The organism is Caulobacter sp. DMC95 (assembly GCF_056313785.1).
This window is the reverse complement of record NZ_JBQUZP010000003.1, coordinates 289,764-304,668: the sequence shown is the minus strand read 5'-3', so window position 1 is coordinate 304,668 and position 14,905 is coordinate 289,764. Positions and strand designations below refer to the sequence as shown.

Annotated in this window: 10 protein-coding genes; 5 read left to right on the top strand and 5 right to left on the bottom strand. The window is 66.9% G+C overall.

All coding sequences use genetic code 11. The features are described from left to right. The first annotated feature begins 3 nt into the window (after positions 1-3). Positions 4-672 (top strand): pyridoxamine 5'-phosphate oxidase, encoded by a 669-nt coding sequence (gene pdxH / locus ACT53N_RS09480; RefSeq protein WP_476063873.1) that lies wholly within the window; start codon positions 4-6, stop codon positions 670-672. Positions 673-682: 10 nt separating this feature from the next. On the opposite strand, the gene ACT53N_RS09475 is transcribed toward pdxH, so the two are convergent. Next, positions 683-1,303, bottom strand: coding sequence for a TetR/AcrR family transcriptional regulator (locus ACT53N_RS09475; RefSeq protein ID WP_476063664.1), 621 nt, complete (start codon positions 1,301-1,303; stop codon positions 683-685). A gap of 145 nt (positions 1,304-1,448) precedes the next feature. Between ACT53N_RS09475 and ACT53N_RS09470 the strand changes: the two genes are divergently transcribed. Further along, positions 1,449-2,948, top strand: coding sequence for a bifunctional aminoglycoside phosphotransferase/ATP-binding protein (locus ACT53N_RS09470; RefSeq protein WP_476063663.1), 1,500 nt, complete (start codon positions 1,449-1,451; stop codon positions 2,946-2,948). 124 nt (positions 2,949-3,072) lie between these two features. On the opposite strand, the gene ACT53N_RS09465 is transcribed toward ACT53N_RS09470, so the two are convergent. Both ACT53N_RS09465 and ACT53N_RS09460 read right to left on the bottom strand, forming a co-directional pair. Beyond that, the gene (locus ACT53N_RS09465; protein ID WP_476063662.1) at positions 3,073-4,467 is read right to left on the bottom strand and encodes an amidohydrolase family protein; all 1,395 of its coding nucleotides are present in this window, start codon (positions 4,465-4,467) and stop codon (positions 3,073-3,075) included. Between the two features lie 171 nt (positions 4,468-4,638). Then, positions 4,639-6,399, bottom strand: coding sequence for an ATP-binding protein (locus ACT53N_RS09460; protein WP_476063661.1), 1,761 nt, complete (start codon positions 6,397-6,399; stop codon positions 4,639-4,641). Positions 6,400-6,635: 236 nt separating this feature from the next. Between ACT53N_RS09460 and ACT53N_RS09455 the strand changes: the two genes are divergently transcribed. Then, positions 6,636-9,644, top strand: coding sequence for a long-chain-fatty-acid--CoA ligase (locus tag ACT53N_RS09455; RefSeq protein ID WP_476063660.1), 3,009 nt, complete (start codon positions 6,636-6,638; stop codon positions 9,642-9,644). A gap of 8 nt (positions 9,645-9,652) precedes the next feature. On the opposite strand, the gene ACT53N_RS09450 is transcribed toward ACT53N_RS09455, so the two are convergent. Further along, positions 9,653-10,546, bottom strand: coding sequence for an MBL fold metallo-hydrolase (locus ACT53N_RS09450; protein ID WP_476063659.1), 894 nt, complete (start codon positions 10,544-10,546; stop codon positions 9,653-9,655). 66 nt (positions 10,547-10,612) lie between these two features. On the opposite strand from ACT53N_RS09450, the gene ACT53N_RS09445 reads away from it, so the two are divergent. Continuing rightward, positions 10,613-10,759: a hypothetical protein gene (locus tag ACT53N_RS09445; RefSeq protein WP_268066882.1), complete on the top strand. Its 147-nt coding sequence runs from the start codon at positions 10,613-10,615 to the stop codon at positions 10,757-10,759. Between the two features lie 4 nt (positions 10,760-10,763). On the opposite strand, the gene ACT53N_RS09440 is transcribed toward ACT53N_RS09445, so the two are convergent. Beyond that, a complete protein-coding gene (locus ACT53N_RS09440) occupies positions 10,764-11,171 on the bottom strand; it encodes a TIGR01244 family sulfur transferase (protein WP_476063658.1) in 408 nt (135 codons plus the stop codon). 605 nt (positions 11,172-11,776) lie between these two features. Between ACT53N_RS09440 and ACT53N_RS09435 the strand changes: the two genes are divergently transcribed. Next, on the top strand, positions 11,777-14,806 hold the full coding sequence (locus ACT53N_RS09435; RefSeq protein WP_476063657.1) for an outer membrane beta-barrel protein: 3,030 nt from the start codon (positions 11,777-11,779) through the stop codon (positions 14,804-14,806). Positions 14,807-14,905 lie beyond the last annotated feature (99 nt).

Here is a 14,905-nt window from a genome sequence, read left to right as displayed (position 1 = left end):
CCCATGAGCGCCGATCCGACCCTGATCCCCGCCTCGCCCAGCGAGGACGACTATGTCCGCCAGGTGCGGGAGGCCACGCCCCCGCCGCTGCTCAGCGAGGACGACCCGTTCGCGTTGTTCGCCGAGTGGCTGGAGGAGGCGGGCAAGAAGGAGCCGAACGATCCCAACGCCATGACGGTCTCGACGGTCGACGCCGACGGCATGCCGGACTCGCGGATGGTGCTGCTGAAGGACTTCGACGCGCGGGGCTTTGTCTTCTATACCAACACCCAGAGCGCCAAGGGGCAGGCGCTGAACGCTCATCCCAAGGCCGCGCTGCTGTTCCACTGGAAGTCGCTGCGCCGCCAGGTGCGGATTCGCGGGACGGTCGAGCCGGTCAGCGAAGCCGAGGCCGACGCCTATTTCGCCAGCCGCGCTCGGCACAGCCAGATCGGCGCCTGGGCCAGCGACCAGTCGCGGCCTCTGCCTGATCGCCTGGCGCTGGAGAAGCGCGTCGCCGAGATGGGCCTGAAGTTCGGCCTCGGAAAGGTGCCGCGTCCGCCGCACTGGTCGGGCTATCGCATCACGCCGGTGACGATCGAGTTCTGGCGCGACCGGCCCTTCCGCCTGCACGAGCGTCTGGTCTTTGACCGCGCCGAAGGCGGTTGGACGACCAAGCGGTTGTTCCCTTAAGGCCGCCGCCTCACCGCGCCCCGTAGCGGGCCAGGAAGGTCTCCACGGCGTCCTCGGCGATAGCGCGCACCGGCCGACGCGACTGCACGTCGTCGCCGGCCGACAGGCCGAGGACGAGCGTGACGTGATCGAGCATGCCCATCAGCTGGCCGGCGGCCCACGAGGGCTTGTCGACCTTGAGCTCGCCGGTCTTCACTAGGTCATTGATCACGGCGATGGCCGCGCCGCCCAGCTCGTCGCGGGCGCTTTGCAGGACGTATTCGGCGACGTCCGGGAAGCGACGCCGCTCGGTGGTCACCATCCTGAACAGCGCGCGCGTGTCGGGACGCGAGAAGAAGGTGGCGTAGGCCTTCGCCAAGCTGGTCAGGCGCGTCCGGGCGTCGCCCCTGACGCGAACAGCCTCGCGCACGGGCGCAGCGACACCGCTGATCGTCTCCATGACGATCGCCCGGAACAGGTCAGCCTTGCTGGGGAAGTAGGCGTACAGCGTGGCGGTTGAGATCCCGGCCGTTCGCGCCATCGTCTCCATGCCGGCGTCCGCATAGCCTTCGCGCAGGAACATCGCCCTGGCCGAGCCGAGGATTTCCTCGCGCTTTTGGCCCGCTCGCTTGAGGCCCACCCCAATCAGCATGTCACAACTCGCGCCAGCCACCCTCAATGCAATCTAACCGTGAATTAAGAGCGAGATCAAGGCATGCGCGAGAGGACTTGCGAGCGGCTTTGGGCTATGGAGCGCCGGCGCCGGTTTTTGCGCGCGAAGAGATGGGAATGTCGGCGTGATCAAGGACGCGGAAGCCGCGCGCGAGCAGGAAGTGGCCGCCTGGTTTGGCGAGCGGGCGGAGAACACGATCGAGACGTCGTGCGCGCGCGTGTTCCTGATCGGCGAGTCGGCGTTCAAGGTGAAGCGCCCGGTCGATTTCGGCTTTCTCGACTACTCCACGCTGGAGCTGCGGCGCTGGGCCCTGGAGCGCGAGCTCAGCTTCAACCGCGCGGCCGCGCCGGACATCTATCGCGAGGTGCGCCGGCTGACGCGCGCGACCGACGGCGGCATAGAGATCGATGGCGACGGCGAGATCGTCGAGTACCTGCTGGAAATGCGCCGGTTCGACCAGAACGGCGTCCTGGCCACCCAGCCGTGGGCGATCGACGACGCGCTGGAAGACTCGCTGGGGCGCACCGTCGCGCGCTTTCACGCCGGATCCAGCTTGCGACCGCAAGGCGGCGGGGTCTCGGCCCTGGGCTACACGATCCGCTCGAACGCCAACCTGCTGCGGGGCCTCTCGCCGCGCCTGGGCAAGCAGGCCGTCGAGCGCCTGGTGCATGAGACGGATCTGGCGCTGGAGCGCCTCGGGCCCTTGCTCGACGCCCGGGCCGGCGAGGGCTTCGCGCGCCACTGCCATGGCGACCTGCATCTCGGAAACATCCTGATCGAGAACGGTCAGCCGATCCTGTTCGACTGCATCGAGTTCAACGACACCCTGTCGGACATCGACATCCAGTACGATCTGGCCTTCCTGTTGATGGACCTCGACTTCCGCCGTCGCCGCGACGCGGCAGGCCGGGTCTTGAACGCCTATCTGGACGAAGCCGCCCGCAGCTTCGGCGACGGCCTGTGGACGGGTCTGGCGGCGCTGCCGCTGATGCTGTCGGTTCGCGCCGCCGTGCGCACCCATGTCTGGGCCTATACCGGCGATGACGAGGCCGCCCGGGCCTATCTGCAGACGGCGCTGGAGCACCTGGCCCCGCGGCCCGTCAGCCTGGTGGCGGCCGGCGGCCTGTCAGGCTCGGGCAAGTCGACCTTCTCGCGGGTCTGCGCGCCGGGCCTGGGCTCAGCCCCGGGCGCGGTGGTGCTGCGTACCGACGAGATCCGCAAGCGTCTATGGGGCGTGCCCTCGCTGCAGCGGCTGCCGCGCGAGGCCTATACGCCGGAGATGAGCGCCAGGGTCTATGATCAGCTCTTCCATGACGCCGAGCTGTGCCTGAAGGCCGGTCGCTCGGCGGTGCTGGACGCGGTGTTCCTCAAGCCTGAAGAGCGCGCCCGCGCCGAGGCCCTGGCCAAGACCTGCGACGTCGCCTTCCTCGGCGTCTGGCTTGAGGCGCCGCCCGAGGTGCTGCGCGCCCGCGTGGCCGCCCGGGTCAACGACGCCTCCGACGCCGACGTGGCGGTGCTGGAGACCCAGCTGACTCGCGACACCGGCGACATCACCTGGCGCAAGGTCGACACGGTCAGCGCGTTTGAGGATGAGGCGCGGGCGCTGGCCGAGGCGATGGGGTAGGGGGCTCCGGCGACTGAGCTGACGCTTGCGCCGTTTGGAATGGGTGGATTGCGGACCGTCACGAGGACGGTGTTGCGCCGTGAAGGCGCTTCGACCTCCCGCCCCTGAGACACTGATGACTCGCCTAACGCGGCGCTCCCTTGGCGACGATGCGCCCGCCCTGCATCACCCACACGATCGAACGCGTATTACTGATGCGCTTGCGGGGATCGGCCGACAGGAGAACCAGATCGGCGCGTCGCCCTGCCTCGACCACGCCAACATCCGTACGACCGAGAGCCAGGGCCGCGTCGGCTCCGGTCATCCGCAGGATACGATCGGGGGAAAGTCCAGCCTCCGCGAGGAGTTCGAATTCCTGATGCAGCCCCTCTCCGGGCGCGATCCATTCGTTCGTGAGGTCAGTGCCAGTGACGAGGAGCACGCCGCCGTCACTCATCCGCCTTATCCAGGCCTGGAGCTTGGGGCGCGCGGCCTTCCAGCGCCTGAAATCGTCCACGGTCCAGTCCGCCGTGGCGTCGTCACAACGGCTCCAGTCCTCGCGGAGTTCGGGAAAGTTCCGCAGGTGGGGATTGCGCCGGTAGCGCCCCTCGTCGGGAGTCGAGAACTTGGCGTCATAGGCGATCAGGGTGACGTCGACCGAAACCCGCCGTCGAGCGAGGTCGTCGATAAGCGCTGTCTGGTCCGCGCCATTGGGGTCGAACGCCTCCAGCCAGTCGATGCGTGATCGAAAGCCCGGCCGCATCTTTGCGGCTGCGAGGTAAGTCTGCCGGCGGTCAGACGGAAGGCTATCGGCGGACCAATCGACGCTGTGGGCCAGATGATCCACGCCCAGGCGCACGCCTTGCGCCCAGCTCGCGCGCTGGAGATGGCCGATGACCGGGATGTGGTGACGATGAGCCTCGTCCGTCACCGTGGCGACCTGCTCTGGGCGGAGCCGCGCATAAACCTTGAAGAAGTCGGGCCTGTACGGAAGAGCGTCGCGCGCGATCTGGCGCAGTTGCGCGTCGCTAAGGGTCGGATCGTTGATCAGCTCCGCCGAAGCCATCGCGCGGGGCCCCCTGACGCGGCCGGCATTGAGCGCGTCGCGGAGCCTCAGGCCCTCGATCGTCGGGGTGGCTGGACTGCGCACCATGGTGATCCCGAAATCCAGTTGCGCCGACAGGGCCTTCTCGGAGAGCGCGCGATCAAAGCGCGGCGCTCCGCCGTCTGGATTGCATCTCGGAAAGAGAAGATGCGCGTGCATGTCGATGAAGCCGGGAAGCAGGAACTTGCCCGTCCCGTCGACGATCATCGCCCCGCGCGGAAGACGGCCAGACGCCGAGGCGCCAACATCGACGATGCGGCCCCCACTTACGACCACCCTGCGGTCATCGAGCGCCGCCCCGCCATGTCCGTCCAGCACCGTCACATGTTCGATCACGACGGTGCGTTCTCGTCCGTGGGCGGTTCTGTCGGCGCAGGAGGCGAGAAGGAGGGCCAGCAGCGGTAGGCTCGCACGGCGTAGATGACGGAGGATCAAGGGGGAGCGCTCCATGAATGCCGCCGGCAAGGAGCCACGGCGCCAAGATCGCCACAAGGCATCAATTCTTGGCCGAGCTACAAACGCAGCTCATGCCTTAGCTTCCCCACTGTCCGCAATGAGTCGTAAGCGGTCTCAAGCCTGCCCCCAGAAACCCGACCCTAAGCCGCCTCAGGCCGCCCGCCGACCCGCATTCGGCGGTTCGGGGTTCACGACCTTGGCGATGGCGGTGATCAGGTCGACCGGTTTGACCGGTTTGCCCAGGTGATCGTCGAAGCCCAGGCCCAGGAAGCGCTCGCGGTCGCCGGACATGGCCGAGGCGGTGAGGGCGATCACCGGCATGGCTGGGTTTCCCGTCCGCCCCTCGCGGATGGCCTCCAGGGCGGTGATGCCGTCCATCACCGGCATGTTGATGTCCATCAGCACGCAGTCGAACCGGCGCTCGGTCATCGCCTTGAGGGCCTCTTGGCCGTTGTCGACGACGGTGAGGGCGACCCCGAGCGGCTCCAGCATGGTGCGGACGACCAGCTGGTTGATGGCGTTGTCCTCGGCCATCAGCACCTGGATCTGTTCGAGGTCTTCGGCGTTCGGCTCGACGTCCTGGGCGAGCGCGACCGGCGCGGCGCAGGCGGGGGCGGTGAACGTGAAGTCGAATCGCGCGCCGCGCTCTGACGGCGCCAGCACCAGATCGCCGCCCATCTGGCGGGCCAGGGCGCGGGCGATCGAGAGGCCAAGACCCGCCCCGCCATGCTCGCGCGAGATGGTCTGGTCGGCCTGGGTGAAGCTGTCGAACACCCGCTCTGCAGCGCCCGTCGGCACGCCCGGGCCGGTGTCAGTGACCGTAATTGAAACGTGCTGCTTGTCCTCCCCGCCCGGCGTCGCCGTGACCCGCAGGCTGACGCCGCCGTCGACGGTGAACTTGATGGCGTTGGAGACCAGGTTGGTCACGACCTGACGGATCCGCAGCGGATCGGCGTGGAGGCCCGGCGGCAGGTCTGGCGCGTAGTCGACGGTCAGGGACAGGTTCTTGAACACCGCCGCGTCGCGCCAGGCGTCGACGACCTCGCCGACCACGTCCTGCAACGTCATGTCGATCGGCGCCAGTTCGACCTTGCCCGCCTCGACGCGTGAGAGGTCCAGCACGTCGTTCAGCAACTGCATCAGGCTGTCGCCGGACTTGATCATCAAAGCGATCTGCTCGCGCTGGACCGGGTCCAGGGTTGAGCGCTGCAGCGCGTGGGCCATGCCGAGCAGGCCGTTCATCGGCGTACGCAGTTCGTGGCTGGTCACGGCGATGAAGGTCGACTTGGCGCGGGTCGCCTCCAGGGCCTTTTCACGTTCCTCGCGCAGGCCGCGCGTCAGTTCGTCCATCCGTTTGGCCGCGGCGCGGTTCTGGGCCATCACGTTCAGGGTGGTCCCGACCAGCAGGACAAGGCCCCAGCGCGCGGTCTGTGCGGCCGGACTGGTGTCGGGCATGAAGAAGATCGGAAAGATCAGCAGGCTCGCCAGGGGCGCCAGCCCGTTCAGCACCAGCATCGGCACGGACTGGTGGCGGAAGTTCTGGGTGTAGACGATCTGGCCCGCCCAGATGGAAACGGCGGAGATCTTCAGCAGGTCCTGGCCCTCGAACCACAGCAAGGTCGCCAGCGTCGACCAGCTTATCGTGATCGGTATGGAGGCCCAGACGAACCAGGCCCGCTCACGCGGCGTGCCTGCGCGCCCCTTCTTGAAGCGCCGGGTCGCCAGAAGCGCCAGGCCTTCGCCCATGTAGAGGCTGAGCAGCCATAGCAAGGCGACTTCCGGGCGGAGCACGAACACCATCAGCCCCGCCACAAGGGCGGCGATCACCAACCGCGAGACCGTCAGCCGATAGGTGTCGGCTGCGACTTCATCCAGTCGCTCATCGGACCATGCCTTGGCCAACCAGCCCAAGTCGCCTCACAGGTTTGAATTCGGGGCGCGCGAAGCGCCCCACCGGACGGCGAAATATCGGACGTACGCAACCAAAAGTCCCTGAACAACGCCTGCGACCGATGATCGCGCCGTGTCGGCTGATCGACACACGATCACATTCCTGCTCGCGTGGCGAGCGCGGCGCGTTGCGTGTTGCGCCGCACACCGATAGCCTTGCCTTAACAACGATAAGCAGACGGGAGAGCTGAGGGCCGATGCAGGGGCTGATGCAGCACGGGGCGCTGACCCTCGACAAGATCATCGATCACGCCGCGATGTGGCACGGCGGTCGCGAGGTCGTCAGTCGTTCGGTCGAAGGACCGATCGTCCGCACGACCTATGGGCAGATCCGCGACCGCGCCAAGCGCGTCTCCAACGCGCTGTTGGGCATGGGGATCAAGCCGGGCGACCGGGTCGGCACCCTGGCCTGGAACACCGGCCGCCATATGGAGGCCTGGTACGGCATCATGGGCATCGGCGCGGTCTGCCATACGCTGAACCCGCGCCTGTTCCCCGAACAGATCGCCTGGATCGCCGATCACGCCGGCGACCGCGCCATCTTCACCGACCTGACCTTCCTGCCGATCATCGCCGCGATCCTGCCGCGCCTGCCGCATGTGGAGTACGTGGTCGTCTTCACCGACCGCGCGCACATGCCGGCCGACTTCGCCCCGGCGGGCGACGCGCCGCACTTCAAGGGCCTGCTCTGCTACGAGGAGCTGGTCGAGCAGCACCACGCTGAATGCGCCTGGGGCGGCTTTGACGAGGGCACGGCCGCAGGCCTCTGCTACACCTCGGGCACGACGGGCGACCCCAAGGGGGTGATGTACTCCCACCGCTCGAACTTCCTGCACACCCTGATCACCCTGCAGCCCGACGTGATGGGCCTGTCGCAGAAGGACGTGATCCTGCCGGTCGTGCCGATGTTCCACGCCAACGCCTGGGGCGTGGCGTTCTCGGCCCCGGGCGCGGGCGCGAAGATGGTCATGCCGGGCGCCAAGATGGACGGCGCCTCGATCTTCGAGCTGCTGGACACCGAGGGCGTCACCTTCTCGGCCGCCGTGCCCACTGTCTGGCAGATGCTGCTGCAGCACCTGGAGGCGACCGGGGCCAAGCTTCCGAACCTGAAGAAGGTGGTGATCGGCGGCGCGGCCTGCCCCGAAAGCATCATCCGCGCGTTCCACGACAAGTATCAGGTCGAGGTGGTTCACGCCTGGGGCATGACCGAAACCTCGCCGGTCGGCACGCTGTCGGTGCTGACGGATGAGCTCTCCAAGCTGCCCTATGATGAGCAGATGGCCTGGCGCCTGAAGCAGGGCCGTCCGCCGCTGGGCGTCGAGATCTGCCTGAAGGACGACGAGGACAAGCGCCTGCCGCACGACGGCAAGGCCTTCGGCCACCTGAAGATCCGCGGCCCGATCATCGCGGCCGAATACTTCCGCGGCGCCGGCGGCAAGATCCTGGACGACGAGGGCTTCTTCGACACCGGCGACGTCGCCACGATCGACGAGCATGGCTTCATGCAGATCACTGATCGCGCCAAGGACGTGGTCAAGTCGGGCGGCGAGTGGATCTCGACCATCGAGATCGAGAACATCGCCGTGGGCCATCCCAAGGTCGCTCTGGCTGCCGTGGTCGGTCAGCCCCATCCCAAGTGGGACGAGCGCCCGGTGCTGCTGGTCAAGCTCAAGGAGGGCGAGACCGCCACGCCGCAGGAGTTCATCGACTATCTGCAAGGCAAGATCGCCAAGTGGTGGATGCCCGACGACGTGTTGATCGTCGACGACATCCCGCTGGGCGCGACCGGCAAGATCGACAAGAAGCTGATCCGCAAGCGCCTCGCCGACGATGGCTACCAGCTGCCAGCCACGCCGCTGCAGCCCAGTCCGCCCGCGCCCAAGCCGACCCTCGCGGCGGCGGACGGGAGCCAGGCGACCAAGATCTATGCGCCCGAGCCTGTCGAAGAGGTCGAGGCCGAGGCGGTGCTGGACGCGCCTGAGGCCGGCTCTCAAGAGGAGACCCAGCCGGCGGGGGAGCCCCTGGCGGCGTCTGAGGCTCCGTCGCCTCAAACGCCGCCCGAAGCCAAGCTGATCGCGGTCGAGCCTGAGGTCGAGGCCAAGGCCCCCGAGGCGTCCGCGCCCGAGGCCAAGCCGCTCTCCGCCGCCGACGCGATCATCGCTGAAGCCGCCGCCATCGCCGCTGCGGGCCCCAAGCCTGCGGCGCCGGTGAGCGTCGTCGAGGCCAAGGCCCCGGAGGCCAAGGCCCCGGAGGCCAAGGCCGAGACCGAGGCGCCGCTGCGCCTGCATGAGCCGGACAAGGCCGAAGCGCCCAAGCCTCCGCCGCAGGCCAAGCCGGTCGCGGCCGACGCGACGCCCTTCGCCGTGCCGATCACGCCAGGGCGCAAGGGCAAGGCCAAGGCGGCCAAGACGAAGGGTGAGAAGAAGGCTAAGCCCGGCTGGGCGTCGACCTATCTGGACTTCGCGGTCCTGGTGGCCCTGACCCCGGCGATCCTGGCCGGCGGCGGCGCGCTGGGCGTCAAGCTTGGCCTGATCGACCTGCCGTTTGGCTACAATTTGATGACCCTGGACTGGGCGCCCCGCGCGGCGCAAGCCAGCGTCGCGACGGGTCTGATCGGACTGGTCATCGCCCTGTTCGCGGGCTTTGGCCGGTTGTGGAAGGCCGCGCTGCTGGCCTTGCTGATCACCGGAGCGACCTTCGGGGTCATGTTCGGCGCCAAGGCCCTGTTTGGCCAGACCCCGCCGATCCATGACGTGGCCACCGACTGGAAGACACCGCTGGGCTTCTCCGACGCGGCCCTGGCCGCCCGAGGCGGCGCGGCGGCGTTCGTTGACGACGCGCCCAGCCTGCCGGTCGGATCAGCGGCCTTCGCGGGCCGCCGCATCGCCGAGATCAACGCCGAAACCTGCCCGGCCGCGCGTCCGCTGGTCAGCAGCCGCTCGCCTGCCGACGCCTATGAGGCGGCGAAGGCCGCCGTCCTGGCGTCCGGCATGACCCTGATCACCGACGATCCAATGGACGGCCGACTGGAGGCGACGGCCAGGAGCTTCTGGTACGGGCTGACCGACGACGTCGTGGTGCGGGTGCGCCCGGACGCGGCGGGATCGCGGCTGGATATGCGCTCGATCGGCCGCGACGCGGGACCAGACCTTGGCCGCAACTGCGACCGGATCGGCGCGCTGCTGACGGCGATCAAAGGCGGCTAGAGAGCGCTTCAGGCCAGCCGGTACTCCGCATCGAGGCTGGCCTCGCTGGCTGTGACCACGCGCCCCTCGCGAACCAGCTGGACCATGTGGGCCAGCACGGAAAGTGCCGCCGCCGGATGCAGGCGCGGGTCGACCGCCGCATAGAGGCTGGGCACCATCGCCTTGATGGTTGTGATACCCGCGCCAAGGGCTTCCAGGATTTGCGCCTCCCGCGCCCGGCGATGCGCCACATAGGCGTCGATGAACGGCGCCACCTCGCGCACCGGCGCGCCGTGCGTCGGCCAAAGCGTGTCGAAGCCGCGCGCCCGCACCTTGGCCAGGCTGGCGAAGTAGTCGCCCATGTCGCCGTCGGGCGGGGTGATCACCGTGGTCGACCAGCCCATGATGTGGTCGCCGCAGAACAGGGCGTTCTCCTCGCGTAGCGCGAAGCACAGGTGGTTGGAGGTGTGGCCGGGTGTGGCCACCGTCTCCAGCGTCCAGCCCGGTCCCGTCAGCACCTGACCATCGGTCAGCACGACGTCTGGCCGGAAGCGCGCATCGGCGCCTTCCTCGAGACCTGGCGCGGCCGCCTCGCCATGATCGGCCGGCGCGGGCAGGCCATAGACCTTGGCGCCGAACGCCTGCGCCAGCGGGTGGGCGAGGGGGCTGTGGTCCAGGTGGTGATGGGTGACGAGCACATGCGTGACCGTCTCGCCGGCCAGCGCGGCCTTCAGCGCCTCGAAGTGCTCGGGCAGGTCGGGACCCGGGTCGATCACCGCCACCTCTCCCTGGCCGACGATATAGACGCCGGTCCCCGTATAGGTGAAAGGCCCCGGGTTGCGGGCGATCACCCGCCGGATCAGCGGACTGACCTGATCGCAGCGGCCGTATTCGAACTCGAGCTCGCGGACGAAGGGAATCATAGGATCGCTCCCGAAGCGGCGCCGCTCTTGCGCTGGACCCCGCCAGTACCCGAGGGAGAACCGGCCATGGCGGCGGACGCGGCGATTTTTGTTTCAAAACGGCTCCAGCGCGCGGCCTTCGCCATCCTGTGTATCATCCTGGCCCAGTTCGTCCTCGCCAGCTGCGAGGCCGAACCGACGCCGATGGCGGCGCGCGAGTCCGCCGCTTTCTAGAAGCCTATGCGGGCAGGACGCCCGACAGGTCGTAGCCCGCCTCGCGGCCCTGGGCGATCAGGGTCTCCCGATCCGCGCCCGCCAGGGCCTGGCCGATCGACCAGGTGACGATCGAGCGGGTGCCTGAGCGACAGAAGGCCAGCACCGGACCGCCAGCGGCGTCGAACGCCGCGCGCATGATCTCGACCTGCTCCGGAGTCGGTCCGCCGCGCACCGGTACGTGCAGATAGTCCATGCCCGCAGCCCGCGCCGCCGCCTCGACGCTGGCGCTGGACGGCTGGCTAGGATCCTCGCCATCGGGCCGATTGTTGATCACCAGCACAAACCCCTGCGCGGCGGCGCGCGCCATGTCGGCCGGATCGAGCTGCGGGCTGACGGACAGAGATTCGGTGACGTATCGGAAGTCGCTCATGCGGGTCGGGTCTCAGGAACACGCGGCGCTGTTTCGCCGCTTGATATCTTCGCGACGGCGCAGCGCCTACGCAATGGGCGTTGGTCGTCTTCCCCTGCTTAAGTCTTGGGCTTTCGAGCAAGAACGTTGCTGCGGTATCGGATTGAATAAAACAGATTTGTGAAAATCTCGGCCTTTGGCGGAATGAAATGACGGAAAGTCAAGGTCTGCAAGGGCTGGGTTCGCGCTGCGGTCTTCGAAAAGCCGATCGGTCGAACGATGTTTTTGAACGTGCAAATAGATAAGAAAAAACAACCCGATGGTTGTTGAGCTGCGCCATATTCGACGTCGGCGTATCCAGATCGAGCAATGATTTTCCGAAAAGTGTCCCGCCTGTGGCGATTTTGCGACAGGGGGGTGCGGATAATGATTACTTTTTTGCAATCACAATTGACCCTCGCCCGACGCACCCCCTAACGTCGGTGCAACCGGAATAGTTTGTTCCGGGACACAAGTGATTGCGTGATGGAGCTACAGCGGGTTTCGGCTCGAATTCGGACAAGGTCGCTAGAGGGGCTTCTTGTTCGTCTAACCGCTGCCAGCACGTTCAGAGGGGACTAAACAGCATGAATTCGACCAAAAGCAGCGTGCGCGCGCGCCTGCTCTCCAAGGGCGCTAGCCGCCTGGCGCTCGGCGTTGCGCTGAGTGTTGTTGTCGCCGGCTCGGCCTTCGCGCAGTCGCAAGGCGCGCTGCGTCTGACGATCACGGGTTCGAGCGGCCAGCCGGTCGCGGGCGCCACCGTGGTCATCAAGTCGCCGGACAGCTTGGTGAGCCGCACCGCCACCACCGACGCTGACGGTAAGGTCCGCGTCAGCGGTCTTGACCCGGCCACCAACTATACGGTCTCGATCGTGGCGTCGGGCTACAAGGATTTCAGCGCCAACAACGTCGCTGTCTCGGCTGGTAAGGACCTGTCGTCGGGCTACGCCCTGGCGTCGGACGACAACGCCGTCGAGCAGATCGTCGTGACCGGCCGCTCGCTGGCCGCCGTCGACGTGACCTCGGCCACCGTCGGCACCACCCTGACGCTGGGCGTCGTGGAGTCGCTGCCCACCGGCCGTAACTACCAGAGCTACCTGCAGCTGGTTCCGGGCGTGAAGCCCTCGAGCGGCGGCAACCCGGCCTCGCGCTCGGGCGTCAACTATTCGGACGTCGGCGGCACGATCGGTCAATCGACCGACAACGTTTACTACCTGGACGGCGTCAACGTCACCGACCCGCTGACCGGCACCTTCGGTTCGAACTTCAACTCCGAAATCATCCAGGAACAGCAAGTCACGGTCGGCGGTCTGCCGGCTGAATCGGCTGGCGGTTCGGGCCTGGTGTCGCGCGTCGTCACCAAGTCGGGTTCGAACGAGTGGCACGGCTCGATCAACTACTACCTGCAGAACGACAAGCTGGTCGCCAAGGACAAGCACTCGACCTCGGGCGGCTTCAAGACCTACGACACCGCGTTCACCCTCGGTGGCCCGATCATCAAGGACAAGCTGTGGGTCTTCGGTTCGTACCAGAAGAAGCACCGTTCGGACGAAGTGCTGGATCCGGTCACGGGCGCTGTTCGTCGTAACGTCACCAACGACGCCAAGTACGCCTTCTTCAAGACGACCTGGCAGATCACCGACAACGACCGTCTGACGGCGACGTTCTTCAATGACCCGACCGAGATCAGCGGCTCGCGCGCGGCCACCACGCTGAACAACCGTGACTCGGCCCAGAAGCAAGGCGGCGACAACTACAAGATCGACTACAGCCGCACCTGGGGCGACCTGTTGATCAACGCCTACTACTACAACCACAAGGCCGAGCTGACGACGCTGGCCGCTGACCAGTCCATCCGCAACGATGTCACCTTCCGTGGCGCAGGTTCGACCCAAGCTCAGCGTCAGCTGGGCGGCGCCGGCGCCAACAGCGAAACGCACCGCAACTCGGAAGAGTGGGGCGCCAAGCTCGAATACTTCCTGGACACCGACTTCGGCAGCCACACCTTCAAGGGTGGCTACTCGATGACGGACAATATCTACAAGCGTAACGCGACCGTCCCGGGTAACGCGACCTACACCTCGATCGCCTCGGCGTTCTCGGGTCGCTCGTTCCTGGACTACACGACTGCTTCGTCGGGCTGGACCGCCCGTCCGTTCGCTTCGACCGACATTCCGCGCATCCAGGCGGCGATGGCGTCCAGCGCCAACGCGTCGTACTTCCGTGGTCTGCTGGACACCAATAGCGACGGCACGATCTCGGCCGCCGAAGTCAACGCGCTGACCTTCACCAGCACCGCCGGCAACCCGGGCGGCCAGATCAACGCCTACCGCGCCCTGCGCACGGTGGACGCGCCCTACGCCATCAAGAGCGAAGGCGAGACGGCCTACATCCAGGACACCTGGACGCTGAACCAGCTGACGGTCACGGCCGGCCTGCGCGCCGAAAAGTGGAGCCACTTCAGCTCGGCCGGCGACAAGCTGTTCACGTTCGACTGGGAACTGGCTCCGCGCGTCAGCGTCGTGTACGACGTGAAGGGCGACGGCCGCAGCAAGGTCTTCGCGTTCTACGGCCGCTACTATGACCCGATCCGTTCGGACATGGCCAACTTCGCCGGTAACCTGACCGGTCCGGTCACCGAAGAGCAGATCTACATCGGCAACCAATGGCTGACCTTCCGCACCCGCGGCGGCGCCGTGGTGCCGGACTCGGTCTTCGGCCCGGCGACCAAGACGCCCTACACCGACGAATTCATGGTCGGTGGCTCGACGACGATCGGCTCGAGCATCGGCGTGCAGACGTCGCTGACCCGTCGCGTCACGAAGGACATCTTCGAAGACTACGATCTGGCGATCTACTCGGATCCGAGCTGCACCGTGGCCACCTGCGCGGCCCTCGGTCACGCTTCGCCGGGCACGCTGTTCTACCTGCCGTACTCGTACTTCGGCTTCTCGTCGGCTCCGAACGCCAACTACGTTCTGGGCACCCTGGCGGGCGGCAAGCGCGAGTACACGGGCTTCGAACTGACGGTCACCAAATACAAGACCGGCAACTGGCAAGGCCAAGCCTCGTACACCCGGAACTGGGCCGAGGGTAACACCAACTCGGACGGTAACGCCGACTTCCAGGGCGACTGGATCGCCATCGATCCGCGCGCGCCGAACATGTGGGGCCCGCAAGCTGGTAACATCAAGCACCAGTTCAAGGCCTACGGCTCGTATGACTTCGACTTCGGTCTGCAAGTCTCGGGCGTGTTCAACTGGAACAGCGGCTCGCTGTTCACCCCGGCTGAACCGGTCTCGGGCCGTTACTTCGGTCCGCAAGACAACGCCTACACCTATGCGGGCGTGACCGAGACCTATACCAAAGCCGGTGTTGTCGGCAGCGAGAAGAACCCCTCGTACTACACGTTCGACATGCGTCTGCGTTACCAGCACGAAGTGCCGGGCCTGGGCGGCAAGGTCGAGTTCTTCCTCGACGCGTTCAACATCCTGAACAAGCAGTCGGCGACGAGCGTGCAGAAGCTGGTGGCCGGCGACGGCACCTACGCCTTCAAGCAAGCCAACGGTTGGGTCGAGCCCCGCCGCTTCTACCTGGGCGCCCGCTACTCGTTCTAATCGAACGAGCAGTCCGCTCTGAAGTTGAGCGCCGGTGCGAAAGCACCGGCGCTTTTCTTTTGGGCGGCCTTGGGGTTGGGTGCTGATAGCGCTATGGCG

Excerpts from the sequence above, each read along its gene's own strand:
- ACT53N_RS09455 (WP_476063660.1), top strand. The coding sequence starts at position 6,636 with ATGCAGGGGCTGATGCAGCACGGGGCGCTGACCCTCGACAAGATCATC.
- ACT53N_RS09445 (WP_268066882.1), top strand. The coding sequence starts at position 10,613 with ATGGCGGCGGACGCGGCGATTTTTGTTTCAAAACGGCTCCAGCGCGCG.
- ACT53N_RS09450 (WP_476063659.1), bottom strand. The coding sequence starts at position 10,546 with ATGATTCCCTTCGTCCGCGAGCTCGAGTTCGAATACGGCCGCTGCGAT.
- ACT53N_RS09440 (WP_476063658.1), bottom strand. The coding sequence starts at position 11,171 with ATGAGCGACTTCCGATACGTCACCGAATCTCTGTCCGTCAGCCCGCAG.
- pdxH (WP_476063873.1), top strand. The coding sequence starts at position 4 with ATGAGCGCCGATCCGACCCTGATCCCCGCCTCGCCCAGCGAGGACGAC.
- ACT53N_RS09435 (WP_476063657.1), top strand. The coding sequence starts at position 11,777 with ATGAATTCGACCAAAAGCAGCGTGCGCGCGCGCCTGCTCTCCAAGGGC.
- ACT53N_RS09475 (WP_476063664.1), bottom strand. The coding sequence starts at position 1,303 with ATGCTGATTGGGGTGGGCCTCAAGCGAGCGGGCCAAAAGCGCGAGGAA.